Here is a 14257-nt window from a genome sequence, read left to right on the forward strand (position 1 = left end):
GGGTGCGGCAGAGGCCTGGCTGAACAGGCTGGGCGGGCTGCGTGATGTCGTACGGCAGCAGCTCGTGGCCCGTCAGCTGGACGAGCAGATAGCGGGGCGGTTCCCGGTCGGGCAGCGGCTGCGGGTGCTCGACGTGGGGATGGGCCAGGGCACGCAGGCGCTGCGGCTGGCCCGGGCCGGGCACCAGGTGACCGGCGTGGAGCGGGAGCCGACGATGGTCGCGGCCGCGCGGGAGGCCCTGGCCGCCGAGCCGGAGGGCATCCGCGAGCGGGTGCGGATCGTGCAGGGGGAAGGGCGGGACACGGGTGTCCACTTCCTGCCGGGCAGCTTCGACGTGGTGCTCTGCCACGGGGTGCTGATGTACGTCGAGGAGCCGGACGCGCTGCTCGCCGGACTGGCCCGGATGCTGGCCCCGGGCGGGCTGCTGTCGCTGCTGGTGCGCAACGCCGACGCGCTGGCCATGCGGCCGGGGCTGAGCGGCGACTGGGCGGGCGCCCTGGAGTCCTTCGACACCGTCTCGTACCGCAATCGCCTCGGCCTGGACGTCCGGGCCGACCGGCTGAGCGCCCTCACCGGCGCCCTGGCCGGCATCGGTGCGCCGCTGCAGTCCTGGTACGGCGTGCGGGTGTTCACGGACACCGCGGCGGACGACGCCGAGGCGCCGGCCGACCTGGAGACGCTGCTCGCGGTGGAGGAGCGGGCCGGGCGGACGGATCCGTACCGGTCGGTCGCGGCGCTGCTGCACCTGTGCGGGGTCCGCGGCTGACCGCACCCCGGCCGGTGCCGCTCGTTCGGGCCAGCAGCGCGAGCCGGAGCGTCACCGCCGCGGCGAGACTCGGGACATGGACGCTTCCCCCGCCCGGACCCTGCGTACGGCCGCCGCGCTCGGTTCCTGCTGCCTCGCCCTCGTCTCCGGGTGCTCCCCTTTCGACGACGACGCGGCCGTGGACGCCTCGGCCGCCCGGGCCGCGCAGGTGGCGGCCGTCCCGCTCGGGGCGAGGGACCTGCAGAACCAGTACCAGAAGGTGATCAAGGACGTCCTGCCGTCGGTCGTGCAGATCCAGGCCAGCAGCGACCTGGGCTCGGGCGTGGTCTACGACGGCAACGGACACATCGTCACCAACGCGCACGTCGTGGGGAACGAGAAGAAGTTCAAGGTGACGACGGCCAACACCGAGGAACCGCTGACCGCCACGCTGGTGTACTCCTACCCCCAGCAGGATCTGGCGGTGATCAGGCTCGACCGGATCCCGGACGGGCTGAAGGCGGCCACCTTCGGGGACACCGAGAAGGTCCAGGTCGGGCAGATCACGCTGGCCATGGGATCGCCGCTCGGGCTGTCCTCCAGCGTGACCGAGGGCATCGTGTCGGCGACCGGACGGACCGTCAGCGAGAACGCCGCGGGCGGCGGTACGGGCGCCACCATCCCCAACATGGTGCAGACCTCGGCGGCCATCAACCCCGGCAACAGCGGCGGCGCCCTGGTCAACCTGGACGGCCAGGTCATCGGTATCCCCACGCTCGCCGCGAGCGACCCCGACCTCGGCGGCAGCGCGGCGCCGGGGATCGGGTTCGCCATCCCGGGGTCGATGGTGACGACGGTCGCCGACCAGATCATCAAGCAGGGGAAGGTCACCGACTCGGGGCGGGCCGCGCTGGGCATCGCCGGGCGCACGGTCGTCGACGTGAACTACCAGCCGGCCGGGGTGGCCGTGGTGACCGTGAAGCGCGGCGACGCGGCCGACAAGGCGGGCATCCGGCCCGGGGACATCATCACCAAGGTGGGTGCCGACGACATCACCACCATCACCTCACTGGCCGAGTCGCTCGCCTCGGACCGGCCCGGGGAGAAGACGACGGTGACCTACAGCCGGGACGGCGTCGGCAAGACGGTGGACGTGACGCTGGGCGAGCAGTGACCCGGTGACCGGCGGGGCGGCCGACGAGGGCCGCCCCGGACCGGTACGCCTCAGGACTCGTCCGCGTGCAGACTCATCGGGCCGTAGATCTCGGTGGCGTCCTCGAAGAGCCGCACCTGGTCGGCGCCGCCGGCCAGCAGGGCCTTCCACTGCTCGCCGATCCACGACTCGGCGTCGCCCTGTGTGGTGAACTCCTCGGGCTCCACCGCGGGCTGGACCTCCGTCCCGTCGGCCTTCTCGAACCGCCATGTCCATGCCGCCATGTAGGCCTCCTTTGATCCAACTGGTGCATCGTATAAGGGCGCCGACGAAAACTCCGCTGGTTGTGGGGCAGGTGCGGGGCCGGTGGGGGCGGGGCGCGCAGTTCGCCGCGCCCCTGACGGGGCGCGTCGCACAGGGCGTCGGCTGAAGCGAGAACCGTCAGGACGGGTGAGAATCGGTCCGTGGAAGTGACTTTGCTCGGTACCGGTGCTCCTGCGGGGCTGCCTCGGCCCGGCTGTCCCTGTGCGGCCTGTGCGTGTGCCGTCGCGGAGGAGGCGCGGGCCGCCACCGCGGTGCTCGTCGACGGGACGCTGCTGCTCGATCTGACGCCGGGGGCGGCGTTCGCGGCGGCCCGGGCCGGGCTGTCCCTCGGCGGGGTACGGCAGGTGCTGCTGTCGCATCCGCACGACGGGCCCGCCGTCGAGGTGCCGGCCGGGCTGCCGCAGCCGGGGCGGGTGCCGGACGGGCGGGAGCTGGCGCTGCTGACGGGGCATCGGGTGCGGGCGGTGGCGATGGACGCGGGCGGCACCGGGTACGCGGTGACCGGACCCGACGGGCAGCGCCTGCTGTACCTGCCGCCGGGCGGCGCGCAGGCCGGGCTGGAGAACGGGAGCGCGGACTCCTACGACCTGGTGCTCCTCGACGTCGTCGGCAGGCCGGACGCGCTGGCGCGGCTGCGGGCGGTCGGCTCGGTCGGGCCGACCACGGACGTCGTCGCCGTCCATCTCGGCCACGACGTGCCGCCCGGCCCGGAGTTGCGCCGGCGGCTGGCGGCGGCTGGGGCGCGAGCGGTGCCGGACGGGTCGACGCTGACGGTGGGGGTGTACGAGGACGTGCCCGACGTACCGCGCCGGACGCTGGTGCTGGGCGGGGCACGGTCGGGCAAGTCCGTGGAGGCCGAACGGCGGCTGGAGTCCTTCCCCGACGTGCTGTACGTCGCCACGGGCGGTACGCGGGGCGGGGACACCGAGTGGGCGGCGCGGGTGGCCGTCCACCGGGAGCGGCGGCCGGGGTCGTGGCGTACGACGGAGACGTGCGACCTCGTGCCGTTGCTGGCGCAGGACGGGCCGGCGTTGCTGATCGACTGTCTGTCGCTGTGGCTGACGGACGCGATGGACTCCGTCGGGGCGTGGGACGACACGGAGTGGGCGTCGGGCGGGGAGAAGGCCCTGCGGGAGCGGGTGCGGGAGCTGACGGAGGCGGTGCGGGCGACCCGGCGGACGGTGGTCGCCGTCTCCAACGAGGTGGGGTCGGGCATTGTGCCGGCCACGGCGTCGGGGCGGCGGTACCGGGATGAACTGGGCCGCCTGAACGCGGCGTTCGCGAGCGAGTGCGAGCAGGTGGTGCTGGTGGTGGCGGGGCAGGTGGTGGTGCTGAGGTAGTGGGGGCCGGGGTTCGGATGGGGACGCTTACCGGCGCCGGCAGGGTGCCTCCCCCGGCCGAAGGCCGGGGGAGGCACCGCGCGAGCAACCCCCACCGGCCCGCGCCCCGGAAACGCACCGTCACCACCCCTTTCTCGCCACGATCCGGTACGCGTTGGAGAAGGGTGTGCGTCGCAGCAAAGGCGCCAGGGCATGGTCCAGTACGGCCGCGACGGCGACCAGCGGCGCCGCCCCGCGCAGCCACCGCTTCGGCAGCAGCCGCCCCAGGACCAGGCCGAGCGCCGCCGAGATGTCGTACGGCACATGAGGCGACTTCCGGTCGGTTCTGAGGATCTCGCAGCCCTGGGACTCCAGCTCCGCCCGGAGGTTGTGCAGCGGCATCAGGTGCAGGTGGCGGGGCTGGCCGTAGGGGACCCACCACCTGCCGAGGAGCCTCGCGAACGCGCTCCGCGGGTTCGGGACGTCGATGAGGACGTGCCCGCCGGGGCGCAGCGCCGTGAGGGCGGCGCGGAGTTCGGCGCGCGGGTCGGGGGTGTGCTGGAGGTGGTGGAACATGCTGACGACGTCGTAGCGGGCGCGCAGGCGGGCCAGCACCTCCGGCGCGGCCAGGTAACCGCAGTGGGCCTCCTCGATGTGCCCCTCGGTCTGGGCGCGTCCCACGCGGAGGGTCGGGTCGAGGCCGTCGAACGAGGTGTAGGCGAAGAGCTCCTTCGCCGCGCGCGGGAAGTGGGCGTGGCCCGTGCCGACGTCCAGCCAGCTCTCCGGCTCCGGCAGCGTCAGCATCACGCGCGCGGCGGCGCGGTGCCGGCGGCGGCCCGCGCGGGTGGTGTGGAGGCGGTCGGTGTAGTCCTCCAGGCGGCCGTCGTAGAAGTCCCGGTGGTAGAAGGCGAGGCCCGCCCGGGACAGCCGGGGGTTCTGGAAGGTGTGGGCGCAGTCCCGGCACTCGTCGACGGTGAACGTGCCGGGCCGGTGGTGGAGGAGGTCGGGCGTGCGCAGGCGGGTGCGCAGGCGCCGGGAGCCGCACCAGGGGCAGTCCTCGCGGCGCGGCTCGTGGAACCGGTCGGGGCCCGCGGCGAGTTCGGACGTGCGCGGCGGCATGGGCGGCTCCCTGTGCTCCCTGTACTCCCTGAACGCAATCCACTGCAAACCGGAACGTATGGGATACCGATCTTGCCTGCCAAGGCGCCGTGCGGGTGTGCCGTCGATCTGGCACCTGAGCGTTGGTTCGGTGCCGGTACTGTTCGGCGAATGAGCTCGCTTAATCTCGACGACTTCACCGATCTGATCGAGCGCCCCGACGGCGGTGTGCGCCGTGACGCCGAGGCGCGCCGGGAGCGGCTGACCGTGCCGCCCGGGTCGCTGGGCCGCCTCGACGACCTGGGTGAGTGGCTGGCCGCCGCGCAGGGTTCGGTACCGGTACGGCCCGTGGAACGCCCACGGGTCCTGCTCTTCGCGGGTGACCACGGCGTCGCCGAACTCGGCGTCTCCGCCCGGCCCGCGGGCAGCGCGGCGCTGCTGGTGCGGGCGGTCCTGGAGGGGGCCAGCCCGGTGGCGGTACTGGCCCGGCGGCTCGGGGTGCCGGTGCGGATCGTGGACATGGCGCTGGACTGCGACCCGGAGGCGCTGCCCGAGGAGGTCGTACGGCACCGGGTACGGCGGGGCAGCGGCCGTATCGACATCGAGGACGCGCTGACCCTGGAGGAGGCCGAGGCGGCCTTCCGGGCGGGCATCGCGCTGGCCGACGAGGAGGCGGACTCGGGGACCGATCTGGTGGTTCTCGGCGACGTCAGCGTCGGCGGCACGACGGCGGCCTCCGTCCTGGTGGCGGCGCTGTGCGGGACGGACGCGTCCGTGGTGACCGGGCGCGGCGGGCTCCCCATCGACGACCTCGCGTGGATGCGGAAGTGCGCGGCGATCCGGGACGCGCTGCGGCGGGCGCGGCCGGTGCTCGGGGACCAGTTGCAGTTGCTGGCGACCGTCGGCGGGGCCGACCTCGCGGCGATGACCGGGTTCCTGTTGCAGTCGGCGGTGCGGAAGCTGCCGGTGGTGCTGGACGGGGTGGTCGTCGCCGCGTGTGCGCTGGTCGCGCAGCGGATCGCGTTCCGGGCCCCGGACTGGTGGCTGGCCGGCCACGACAGCGGGGAGCCGGGGCAGGCGAAGGCGCTGGACCGGATGGCCCTGGAGCCGCTGCTGGAGCAGGGCGTGCGGGTCGGCGAGGGCGCGGGCGCGCTGCTGGCCCTCCCCCTGGTCCAGGCCGCGGCGGCCCTGGCGGCGGACCTCCCCGAAAAGCCGGAATCCGAGGAGAAGCCGCAGGACTAGCGAGCCGACGGGCCCCGGCCGGGACGGCACCGCCGGGGTGCGCCGTCCCGGCTGATCGCCGTCGCGGCGGACAGCGGAGACCGGCGGAAGCGTGGAGCCGACGGGGACAAGAGGGGCGCCGACTTGGGCAATCGGGCCCGGCGCGTGACGGGTGGCGGCAGCGGCGTCCCGCCAAGGACGCCTGGCCCCCGGCCGAGGGCCGGGGAGAGGGGCTGCGCGATCGGCCGTCACGGCGCGGGTCCTGGCATGCGACCGGCGGCGGGAGCCACGGCTCGTGTGCGCGTCCGGCGGAAAAAGGCGGCGTGCGGCGGGGTTTGGGGTAGGGACGCCCATATGATCGCTCTCCATGGGAGATGTCCGAATTGCCGTGGAGCGGTGTGAGGGACGCGGGCCGGGGCGGCGGGGTGCCGGGGTTTCCCAGCGGGCCGCCGCCTTCGCCGTGTGGTACTTGCGGGCCGTCGCCTTCGTCAACTTCCTCAGCGCGGTGTGGGTGTCGCTGGGCCAGGACGTGCGGCGGCACAACCAGGAGAACTTCTTCACGCCATACCTGCTGACGGCCGGCTTCGCCTCCGGTGTGTTCACCGCGTTCCTCGCGATCACGATGCGGCGCCGCAAGAGGGCCGCGTGGATCCTCAACCTGGTGCTGAGCGGGCTCTTCCTCGCGCTGTTCGCGTTCGCCATGGCGTTCCCGGAGATCCGGCGGTACGCGCAGAACTGGATCTCGATCGTGCTGACCGGCGCCTTCGTCGTGGCCCTGCTCGTCGGGCGGCGGGAGTTCTACGCGAAGGGCGACCGGTCCAACCCGCGGCTCGCCGCCACCGTCGCCGTCGGCGGCGGGCTCATCGCCTCGCTGCTCGCCGCGCTCCTGGTGACCGTCACCAACCAGGCCCCGCGCACCGCGCGTTCGACGTTCCCGGAGCGCTGGCACTACGGCACCCTGCGCCTGGTGTCGGTCGCCGCCGACCCTTCCCACTTCCCGGGCATCACCCCGCCCAACTGGGTGAACGTCTCCATCAACGTACTGAGCACCCTCCTCGTCCTCGCCGTCTTCTACGCCGCCTTCCGCTCCCGCCGGGCCGTCGACCCGATCACCGAGGACGACGAGAAGCGGCTGCGGGAACTGCTGGAGCGGCACGGGGAACGGGACTCCCTCGGGTACTTCGCGCTGCGGAGGGAGAAGAGCGTCGTCTGGTCGCCCACCGGGAAGGCGGCGGTCGCGTACCGGGTGGTGGGCGGGGTGTCGCTCGCCTCCGGGGATCCGATCGGGGATCCGGAGGCGTGGCCGGGGGCCATCGTGCCGTGGCTCGGCGAGGCGCGGGCGCACGGGTGGATCCCGGCGGTGATGGGGGCGGGCGAGGAGGCCGGGACCGTGTACGCGCGGCACGGGCTGGACGCGCTGGAACTCGGCGACGAGGCGATCGTCGAGGTCGCCGAGTTCACGCTGGAGGGGCGGGCGATGCGGACCGTCCGGCAGGCGTACAACCGGGTCGGGCGGGCCGGGTACCAGGTGCGGATCCGCCGCCACGAGGACGTCCCGGCGGACGAGATGTCGTACCTGATCCGGCGCGCGGACGACTGGCGGGACGGCGCCACCGAGCGCGGCTTCAGCATGGCGCTGGGGCGGCTCGGGGACGGCCGGGACGGACGGTGCGTGATGCTGGAGTGCACCGACGCGGAAGGGGAGCTGCGGGCCCTGCTCTCCTTCGTGCCGTGGGGGCCGGGCGGGCTCTCCCTCGACCTCATGCGGCGGGACCGGGACTCCGACAACGGGCTGATGGAGTTCATGGTCATCGAACTGCTCCGGCGTGCCGGGGAGATCGGGATCACGCAGGTCTCCCTCAATTTCGCGATGTTCCGTTCGGTCTTCGAACGGGGTGCGCGCCTCGGCGCCGGGCCGGTGCTGCGGTTGTGGAGGTCCTTGCTGAGCTTCTTCTCCCGGTGGTGGCAGATCGAGTCCCTGTACCGGGCCAACGCCAAGTACCGGCCCATCTGGGAACCCCGTTTCCTGCTCTTCGAGAAGAGCGCGGACCTTCCGCGCATCGGCCTGGCGTCGGCGCGCGCGGAGGGGTTTCTGGGGGCCGTGTCGGCGGGGCTGCCGAAGTGGCTGCACCGGCGGCAGTTGGAGACGCAGCGAGAAGCGCAGGGATGAGGACCGCCGCATGACGCCGCCCGCCCGCTGGGCCCGCGCCGAGTGGGGGCTGCTGTACGCCACCGTGCGCGGCCCGCTGGCGAAGCGTCGGCTGCGGGCGGTGCCGATGACGGCCGGGGCGGTGTTCCTGACCGCGCTGCTGCAGTTCACGCAGAACCAGTCGTGGGGCTACCGCCTCGTGCAGGACGTCGGGGCGGCGCGCGCCGCGGACCCGCTCCCGGCGGCCCTGCTGCGCACTCCCCTGTCGCTGTTCGTGCCGGCCCTGGACCTTCCGGTGTGGGGCGCCCTGGCCCAGATCCTGGTGGTCTTCGGCATCGCCGAGGTGTGCCTGGGCTGGTGGCGGACCCTGGTCGTCGCGTACGTGGCGACCCTCGCCGGCACGCTGTACGCGCGGCTGGGCATCGCGCTGGGGCCACACGGTCCGCCGGGGCTGCCGGCCTCGGACGCCCGGGTGGTGGACACCGGGCCCTCGGCCGCCGTCGTGGGGCTCGCGGTCTACCTGTGCTGGCGGTACGGCGCCTACGCCACCGCCGGCGCGGTGGCGGCCGCGATGGCGGTCGAGGTGACGCTGAAGGACAACCTGGCCGGAAAGGAGCACCTGGCGGCCATCGTGGGCGTGGCGGTGCTGTGCGGGGCGACGCCGGCGGGGCGGCGACTGCGGCACCGGTGGCGTCACCGGTGGCCGGGGTCGGGTCCGGGGCCGGGTCCCGGGCCGGGGCCGTGGCCGGGCAGCCGCAGCGGTTCGGGGCGGTCGGGCCTGCCGCCGATCCAGTCCTGAAGGGTCAGGGTGAGCCGGGACCAGCGACGGTCGTGGTGATAGGTGCGCAGCCGGGCCCTGGCCCGGGCGCGCGGCCGGTTGCCGTAGAAGCGGCGGGCCCAGGCCGAACCGGGGCGGGCCAGGCGGACCGCACCGACGATCGCGACCAGCGGGACGATCACCCCGAAGATCGCGGTGCGCGCCTTGCCCTTGCTCAGGGCGACGAGGGAGAAGGCGAAGTTGGCCACGACGTTCGCGATGACGGTCCCCCGGTCCTGGAGTTCGTCCGCCGAGAGGTCGTTGACGCCGAACGGTGAGAACCCGGCGAGCAGCAGCCCCACCAGCGCCGCCGTGATGACGACGGCCTCGACGCTCTTGCGGCCCTCCTCGGTCCAGTAGACGTCGCCGAGGTGCAGGATCAGCGCGAACTCGTCGAGGACGAGCCCGGCGCCCATCCCGAAGACGATCGCGGCGAGGGCCGCGCCCGGGCCGTTGCGGGAACTGGCGACCGCGCCGAAGCCGCCGACGACGGCGAGGACGACGCCGGGGACCACGTGGTGGATGTGCAGCCCGCCCGCCCGCACGTTGCCGAACGGGCCCTTTCCGGCACGGATCAGCCGGGTGATGACCCGTGTGATCACGAAGGTCAGGACGAAGGCGGTCAGGGCGAGCAGCAGCGGGAGTTTGCCCGGCTCGATGATGTTCCGCTCCAGCCAATGTCCCATGTGCGCACTTTATCCCCGGGAGTGGGCCTCGCCGGGCGTCCGGCCGGGCCGCGGCTTCCTGACCACCAGGTAACCTGCGCCGGTGGCTGTGACCTCTGCGACTCCCTGGCGCGACGGCGTCCGCTTCGCCTTCGGCACGCTCACCGTGTTCCCCGTGAAGGTGACCCGCTGGGACCGCGAGGCGGCCCGCGGCGGCATGCTCTCCGCCCCCCTGGCCGGCCTCGCGGTCGGCGGCTGCGCGGGGGCGGTCGGCGCACTGCTCCTGGCGGCGGGGGCGAGCGCACTGGTGGCCGCGGTCGCCGCCGTCGCCGTACCGGCCGTGCTCACCCGCGGCCTGCACCTGGACGGTCTCGCCGACACCGCCGACGGCCTGGGCAGCGGCAAGCCCGCCGAGGACGCCCTGCGGATCATGAAGCAGTCGGACATCGGCCCGTTCGGGGTCATCACCCTCGTCTTCGTCCTGCTCGGGCAGGTGGCCGCGCTGGCCCAGGCGTACGGCGGCGGGTGGCAGCGGGGTGCCCTGGCGGCGGTCGTGGCGGCGACGGTGGCCCGGCTGGCGCTGACCCTGGCCGCGGTGGAAGGGGTGCCGGCCGCCCGTCCCGAGGGGCTGGGGGCGGCGGTGGCCGGGGTGGTGCCCAAGGTGGCGGCGACCGTGGTCACGTTCGCGGTGATGCTGCTGGCGGCCGGGGCCGGGGCGTTGGTGGGGGCGGGCGACAGCCTGCGGGCGCTGCTCGCGGTGGTGGTGGCCGAGGCCGCGACGGACGGGCTGCTGCGGCACTGCCGGCGGCGGTTCGGCGGGGTGACCGGGGACGTGTTCGGGGCGCTCGCGGAGACGGCGGCGACCGCGGCGCTCGTGGTGTTCTCGTTCGGGGGCTGACGGGTCGGGTCGCACCCGCGGGCCCAAGGGGCCGGTCGCGTTCCTGCCCCCAGCGTGCGCTCCGCCTCCCGGTGTGATGGAAAGTGGCGGTGCCGCCACCCCCAGGTGAACGCCCGCAGGAATGAGCGAGCGCATACACACGCGTAGGCTCGTCCCGGGTGTTCGCCGACGGGGTGAAGGCCCCGGTCGCAACGCGACCCGAGGGCACTCCTCAGGGTCGCTCCGGGCCCGGTCGACCCACCCGCTCGGCCACTGCAACTCAACATCGGAAGCGAGATTCCACCACCGTGACTGCTCTCACTCTCAGCACCTCAGCGGCGCCCGGCCTCCGGGCCGACGCGATCGTGATCGGTGTCGCCAAGGGCGCCAAGGGCCCCGTCGTCGCGCCGGGCGCCGAAGCCGTGGACACGGCCTACGACGGCAAGCTGGCCGCGATCCTGGAGACCCTCGGTGCCTCGGGTGCCGAGGGCGAACTGACGAAGCTGCCCGCCCCGGCCGGCTTCAAGGCCCCGCTGGTCATCGCCGTCGGCCTGGGCACCGAGCCCGGCCCGGACACGGAGTTCGAGGCCGAGGCGCTGCGCCGGGCGGCCGGTGTCGCCGCCCGCGCACTGTCCGGGGCCAAGAAGGCGGCCTTCGCGCTGCCCGTCGCGGACGCGGCCGCCGTGGGCGCGATCGGCGAGGGCGTGCTGCTCGGCGCCTACTCCTTCGACACGTACAAGGACAACGGTGCCGGCACCGGCAACAGCCTGAAGGCGAAGAACGGCCGGGCGCCGCTCGCCGAGGGCGTGCTGCTCGGGGGCAAGCCGCGAGATGCCGTCCACAAGGCGGCCCTGGCCCGCGCCACGGCCGTCTCCGAGGAGCTGAACCGGGCCCGCGACCTGGTCAACACCCCGCCGAACGACCTCACGCCGGCCGCGTTCGCCGCGATCGCCCAGGGCGCGGCCAAGGAGCACGGCCTCAAGATCCAGGTGCTGGACGACAAGGCGCTCGCCAAGGACGGGTACGGCGGCATCCTCGGCGTCGGCGGCGGCTCGGCGGCGACCCCGCGGCTGGTGAAGCTGTCGTACACGCACGCCGACGCGGACAAGCACCTCGCGTTCGTCGGCAAGGGCATCACCTACGACTCGGGCGGTATCTCGCTCAAGCCGGCCGGCCACAACGAGACGATGAAGTGCGACATGAGCGGCGCGGCGGCGGTCTTCGCGGCCGTCGTGACGGCGGCGCGGCTCGGCCTGCCGGTCAACGTGACCGGGTGGCTGGCGCTGGCGGAGAACATGCCGTCCGGCTCCGCCGTGCGCCCCGGTGACGTGCTGCGCATGTACAGCGGCAAGACCGTCGAGGTGCTCAACACGGACGCGGAGGGCCGGCTGGTGCTCGCCGACGCGCTGTGGGCCGCGTCCGCGGAGCAGCCGGACGCGATCGTGGACGTGGCGACGCTGACCGGCGCGATGATGCTGGCGCTGGGCAGCCGGACGTTCGGGATCATGTCCAACGACGACGCGTTCCGCTCCGCGGTGCACGAGGCCGCGGAGGAGGTGGGCGAGCCGGCGTGGCCGATGCCGCTGCCGGAGCACCTGCGCAAGGGGATGGAGTCGCCGACCGCCGACATCGCCAACATGGGCGAGCGGATGGGCGGCGGGCTGGTCGCGGGCCTCTTCCTGCGGGAGTTCGTGGGTGAGGGGATCACCTGGGCGCACCTCGACATCGCGGGGCCGGCCTTCAACGAGGGGGGCGCCTTCGGGTACACGCCCAAGGGGGGCACGGGGTCCGCGGTGCGGACGCTGGTGCGGCTGGCGGAGCTGACGGCCGAGGGCGAGCTGGGCTGACGCCGGGGTTTTGCGGGCGGGACCTCGCCTGCGGGTAGTGCGGGGTCCCGTCGCCCATGACTCGGTCCGGTCCGTCGCCGGGCGATTGCTGGCCGTGGGGGCCGGTCGCCCAGTTCCTCCCCCCGGCCTTCGGCCGGGGGGACCCCAGCGCCCCTTCGGGGGCGCCAAGTGTGGTGTCTCACACCCCAGCCCCGCGTCTCGTTCACCTCCGACAAGTGCGAAGATGGGGCTCGGCAGGACAGGGCCCCACCCACAGGGCCGAAGAAGAGCGGCCGGACACCAGCCGCCGACCGGTCACTGGAGACCGGCGTACGGCGCACATGCATGGAGGACGTGACGTGGCGAACGACGCCAGCACCGTTTTCGACCTAGTGATCCTCGGCGGTGGTAGTGGCGGTTACGCCGCGGCCCTGCGCGGGGCGCAGCTGGGCCTGGACGTCGCCCTGATCGAGAAGGACAAGGTCGGCGGTACCTGCCTGCACCGGGGTTGCATCCCCACCAAGGCCCTGCTGCACGCGGGCGAGATCGCCGACCAGGCCCGCGAGAGCGAGCAGTTCGGTGTCAAGGCCACCTTCGAGGGCATCGACGTGCCTGCCGTCCACAAGTACAAGGACGGCGTCATCGCCGGTCTGTACAAGGGCCTGCAGGGTCTGATCGCCTCGCGCAAGGTGACGTACATCGAGGGCACGGGGCGGCTGTCCTCCCCGACCTCCGTGGACGTGAACGGCCAGCGCATCCAGGGCCGCCACGTGCTCCTCGCGACCGGCTCCGTGCCGAAGTCGCTGCCGGGCCTGGAGATCGACGGCAACCGCATCATCTCCTCCGACCACGCCCTCGTCCTGGACCGCGTGCCGAAGTCCGCGATCATCCTCGGCGGCGGTGTCATCGGCGTCGAGTTCGCCTCCGCCTGGAAGTCCTTCGGTGCCGACGTCACCGTCGTCGAGGGCCTCAAGCACCTCGTCCCGGTCGAGGACGAGAACTCCTCCAAGCTTCTTGAGCGCGCCTTCCGCAAGCGCGGCATCAAGTTCAACCTGGGCACCTTCTTCTCGAAGGCCGAGTACACCGCCGACGGCGTCAAGGTCACCCTCGCCGACGGCAAGGAGTTCGAGGCCGAGGTCCTGCTCGTCGCCGTCGGCCGCGGTCCCGTCTCCGCCGGCCTCGGCTACGAGGAGCAGGGTGTCGCCATGGACCGCGGTTACGTCCTGGTCGACGAATACATGCGGACGAACGTCCCGACCATCTCCGCCGTCGGTGACCTGGTCCCGACGCTCCAGCTCGCGCACGTCGGCTTCGCCGAGGGCATCCTGGTGGCGGAGCGCCTGGCCGGTCTGAAGACGGTCCCGATCGACTACGACGGTGTCCCCCGGGTCACGTACTGCCACCCGGAGGTCGCCTCCGTCGGTATCACCGAGGCCAAGGCCAAGGAGATCTACGGTGCGGACAAGGTCGTCGCTCTGAAGTACAACCTGGCGGGCAACGGCAAGAGCAAGATCCTCAACACCTCCGGCGAGATCAAGCTCGTCCAGGTGAAGGACGGTGCCGTGGTCGGCGTCCACATGGCCGGCGACCGCATGGGCGAGCAGGTCGGCGAGGCTCAGCTGATCTACAACTGGGAGGCGCTGCCCGCCGAGGTCGCCCAGCTCATCCACGCCCACCCGACGCAGAACGAGGCGCTCGGCGAGGCCCACCTGGCCCTGGCCGGCAAGCCCCTGCACTCGCACGACTGACCCTCGGTCGACACACGCGACGACTCAGACTTCCGCAATTCGTAAGGAGCAACCGAAACCATGGCGGTTTCCGTAACCCTTCCGGCGCTCGGCGAGAGCGTCACCGAGGGCACCGTCACCCGCTGGCTGAAGGCCGAGGGTGAACGCGTCGAGGCCGACGAGCCGCTGCTCGAAGTCTCGACCGACAAGGTCGACACCGAGATCCCGGCCCCCGCCTCCGGTGTGCTGGCCTCGATCAAGGTCGCCGAGGACGAGACGGTCGAGGTCGGCGCCTAGCTGGCCATCATCGACGACGGCACGGGCGCCCCCGCTGCC

12 protein-coding genes and 1 pseudogene are annotated in these 14257 nt (G+C 73.4%); 10 read left to right on the top strand and 3 right to left on the bottom strand.

Annotation, left to right across the window (positions count from 1 at the left end):
- Window positions 1-64: 64 nt before the first annotated feature.
- Window positions 65-766, top strand: a complete 702-nt coding sequence (locus JF597_RS41610; protein ID WP_294008932.1) for a methyltransferase domain-containing protein — start codon at window positions 65-67, stop codon at window positions 764-766.
- Window positions 767-842: 76 nt separating this feature from the next.
- Window positions 843-1919, top strand: a complete 1077-nt coding sequence (locus JF597_RS41615) for a trypsin-like peptidase domain-containing protein (RefSeq protein ID WP_294008934.1) — start codon at window positions 843-845, stop codon at window positions 1917-1919.
- Between the two features lie 50 nt (window positions 1920-1969).
- On the opposite strand, the gene JF597_RS41620 is transcribed toward JF597_RS41615, so the two are convergent.
- The gene (locus tag JF597_RS41620) at window positions 1970-2182 is read right to left on the bottom strand and encodes a hypothetical protein (protein ID WP_093503930.1); all 213 of its coding nucleotides are present in this window, start codon (window positions 2180-2182) and stop codon (window positions 1970-1972) included.
- A 180-nt stretch (window positions 2183-2362) separates the two neighbouring features.
- On the opposite strand from JF597_RS41620, the gene JF597_RS41625 reads away from it, so the two are divergent.
- Window positions 2363-3562: a bifunctional adenosylcobinamide kinase/adenosylcobinamide-phosphate guanylyltransferase gene (locus tag JF597_RS41625; protein ID WP_294008939.1), complete on the top strand. Its 1200-nt coding sequence runs from the start codon at window positions 2363-2365 to the stop codon at window positions 3560-3562.
- A gap of 120 nt (window positions 3563-3682) precedes the next feature.
- Here the strand turns inward: JF597_RS41625 and JF597_RS41630 are convergent, their stop codons facing one another.
- Complete coding sequence (locus tag JF597_RS41630; RefSeq protein WP_294008941.1) at window positions 3683-4660, bottom strand: class I SAM-dependent methyltransferase; 978 nt, start codon at window positions 4658-4660, stop codon at window positions 3683-3685.
- Between the two features lie 150 nt (window positions 4661-4810).
- Here JF597_RS41630 and cobT point away from each other — a divergent pair, with 150 nt between their 5' ends.
- The 3 genes from cobT to JF597_RS41645 all read left to right on the top strand — a co-directional run bounded on the left by cobT (window position 4811) and on the right by JF597_RS41645 (window position 8808).
- On the top strand, window positions 4811-5881 hold the full coding sequence (gene cobT, locus JF597_RS41635) for a nicotinate-nucleotide--dimethylbenzimidazole phosphoribosyltransferase (protein ID WP_294008943.1): 1071 nt from the start codon (window positions 4811-4813) through the stop codon (window positions 5879-5881).
- A gap of 346 nt (window positions 5882-6227) precedes the next feature.
- On the top strand, window positions 6228-8030 hold the full coding sequence (locus JF597_RS41640; protein WP_294008946.1) for a phosphatidylglycerol lysyltransferase domain-containing protein: 1803 nt from the start codon (window positions 6228-6230) through the stop codon (window positions 8028-8030).
- A gap of 10 nt (window positions 8031-8040) precedes the next feature.
- Complete coding sequence (locus tag JF597_RS41645; RefSeq protein WP_294008948.1) at window positions 8041-8808, top strand: hypothetical protein; 768 nt, start codon at window positions 8041-8043, stop codon at window positions 8806-8808.
- On the opposite strand, the gene JF597_RS41650 is transcribed toward JF597_RS41645, so the two are convergent.
- The gene (locus tag JF597_RS41650; RefSeq protein WP_294008950.1) at window positions 8703-9512 is read right to left on the bottom strand and encodes a hypothetical protein; all 810 of its coding nucleotides are present in this window, start codon (window positions 9510-9512) and stop codon (window positions 8703-8705) included. The genes JF597_RS41645 and JF597_RS41650 overlap by 106 nt on opposite strands.
- 82 nt (window positions 9513-9594) lie before the next feature.
- Between JF597_RS41650 and JF597_RS41655 the strand changes: the two genes are divergently transcribed.
- The 4 genes and pseudogenes from JF597_RS41655 to JF597_RS41670 form a co-directional block, all read left to right on the top strand.
- The gene (locus JF597_RS41655) at window positions 9595-10389 is read left to right on the top strand and encodes an adenosylcobinamide-GDP ribazoletransferase (protein ID WP_294008952.1); all 795 of its coding nucleotides are present in this window, start codon (window positions 9595-9597) and stop codon (window positions 10387-10389) included.
- A gap of 287 nt (window positions 10390-10676) precedes the next feature.
- Window positions 10677-12215 carry a leucyl aminopeptidase gene (locus tag JF597_RS41660; RefSeq protein ID WP_294008954.1) on the top strand — a complete coding sequence of 513 codons (1539 nt, stop codon included), beginning with the start codon at window positions 10677-10679 and terminating at the stop codon, window positions 12213-12215.
- A gap of 338 nt (window positions 12216-12553) precedes the next feature.
- Window positions 12554-13942, top strand: coding sequence for a dihydrolipoyl dehydrogenase (gene lpdA, locus JF597_RS41665; protein WP_294008956.1), 1389 nt, complete (start codon window positions 12554-12556; stop codon window positions 13940-13942).
- Window positions 13943-14002: 60 nt separating this feature from the next.
- Window positions 14003-14215: pseudogene (locus JF597_RS41670) on the top strand (biotin/lipoyl-containing protein); the annotation flags it as partial.
- Window positions 14216-14257: the final 42 nt, after the last annotated feature.

Source organism: Streptomyces sp. (genome assembly GCF_019510245.1).
Lineage (GTDB): Bacteria > Actinomycetota > Actinomycetes > Streptomycetales > Streptomycetaceae > Streptomyces.

What these genes read in the sequence shown, in the direction of transcription:
- JF597_RS41615 (WP_294008934.1), top strand. Translation starts at nt 843, where the DNA reads ATGGACGCTTCCCCCGCCCGGACCCTGCGTACGGCCGCCGCGCTCGGT.
- JF597_RS41620 (WP_093503930.1), bottom strand. Translation starts at nt 2,182, where the DNA reads ATGGCGGCATGGACATGGCGGTTCGAGAAGGCCGACGGGACGGAGGTC.
- JF597_RS41630 (WP_294008941.1), bottom strand. Translation starts at nt 4,660, where the DNA reads ATGCCGCCGCGCACGTCCGAACTCGCCGCGGGCCCCGACCGGTTCCAC.
- cobT (WP_294008943.1), top strand. Translation starts at nt 4,811, where the DNA reads ATGAGCTCGCTTAATCTCGACGACTTCACCGATCTGATCGAGCGCCCC.
- JF597_RS41640 (WP_294008946.1), top strand. Translation starts at nt 6,228, where the DNA reads ATGGGAGATGTCCGAATTGCCGTGGAGCGGTGTGAGGGACGCGGGCCG.
- JF597_RS41645 (WP_294008948.1), top strand. Translation starts at nt 8,041, where the DNA reads ATGACGCCGCCCGCCCGCTGGGCCCGCGCCGAGTGGGGGCTGCTGTAC.
- JF597_RS41650 (WP_294008950.1), bottom strand. Translation starts at nt 9,512, where the DNA reads ATGGGACATTGGCTGGAGCGGAACATCATCGAGCCGGGCAAACTCCCG.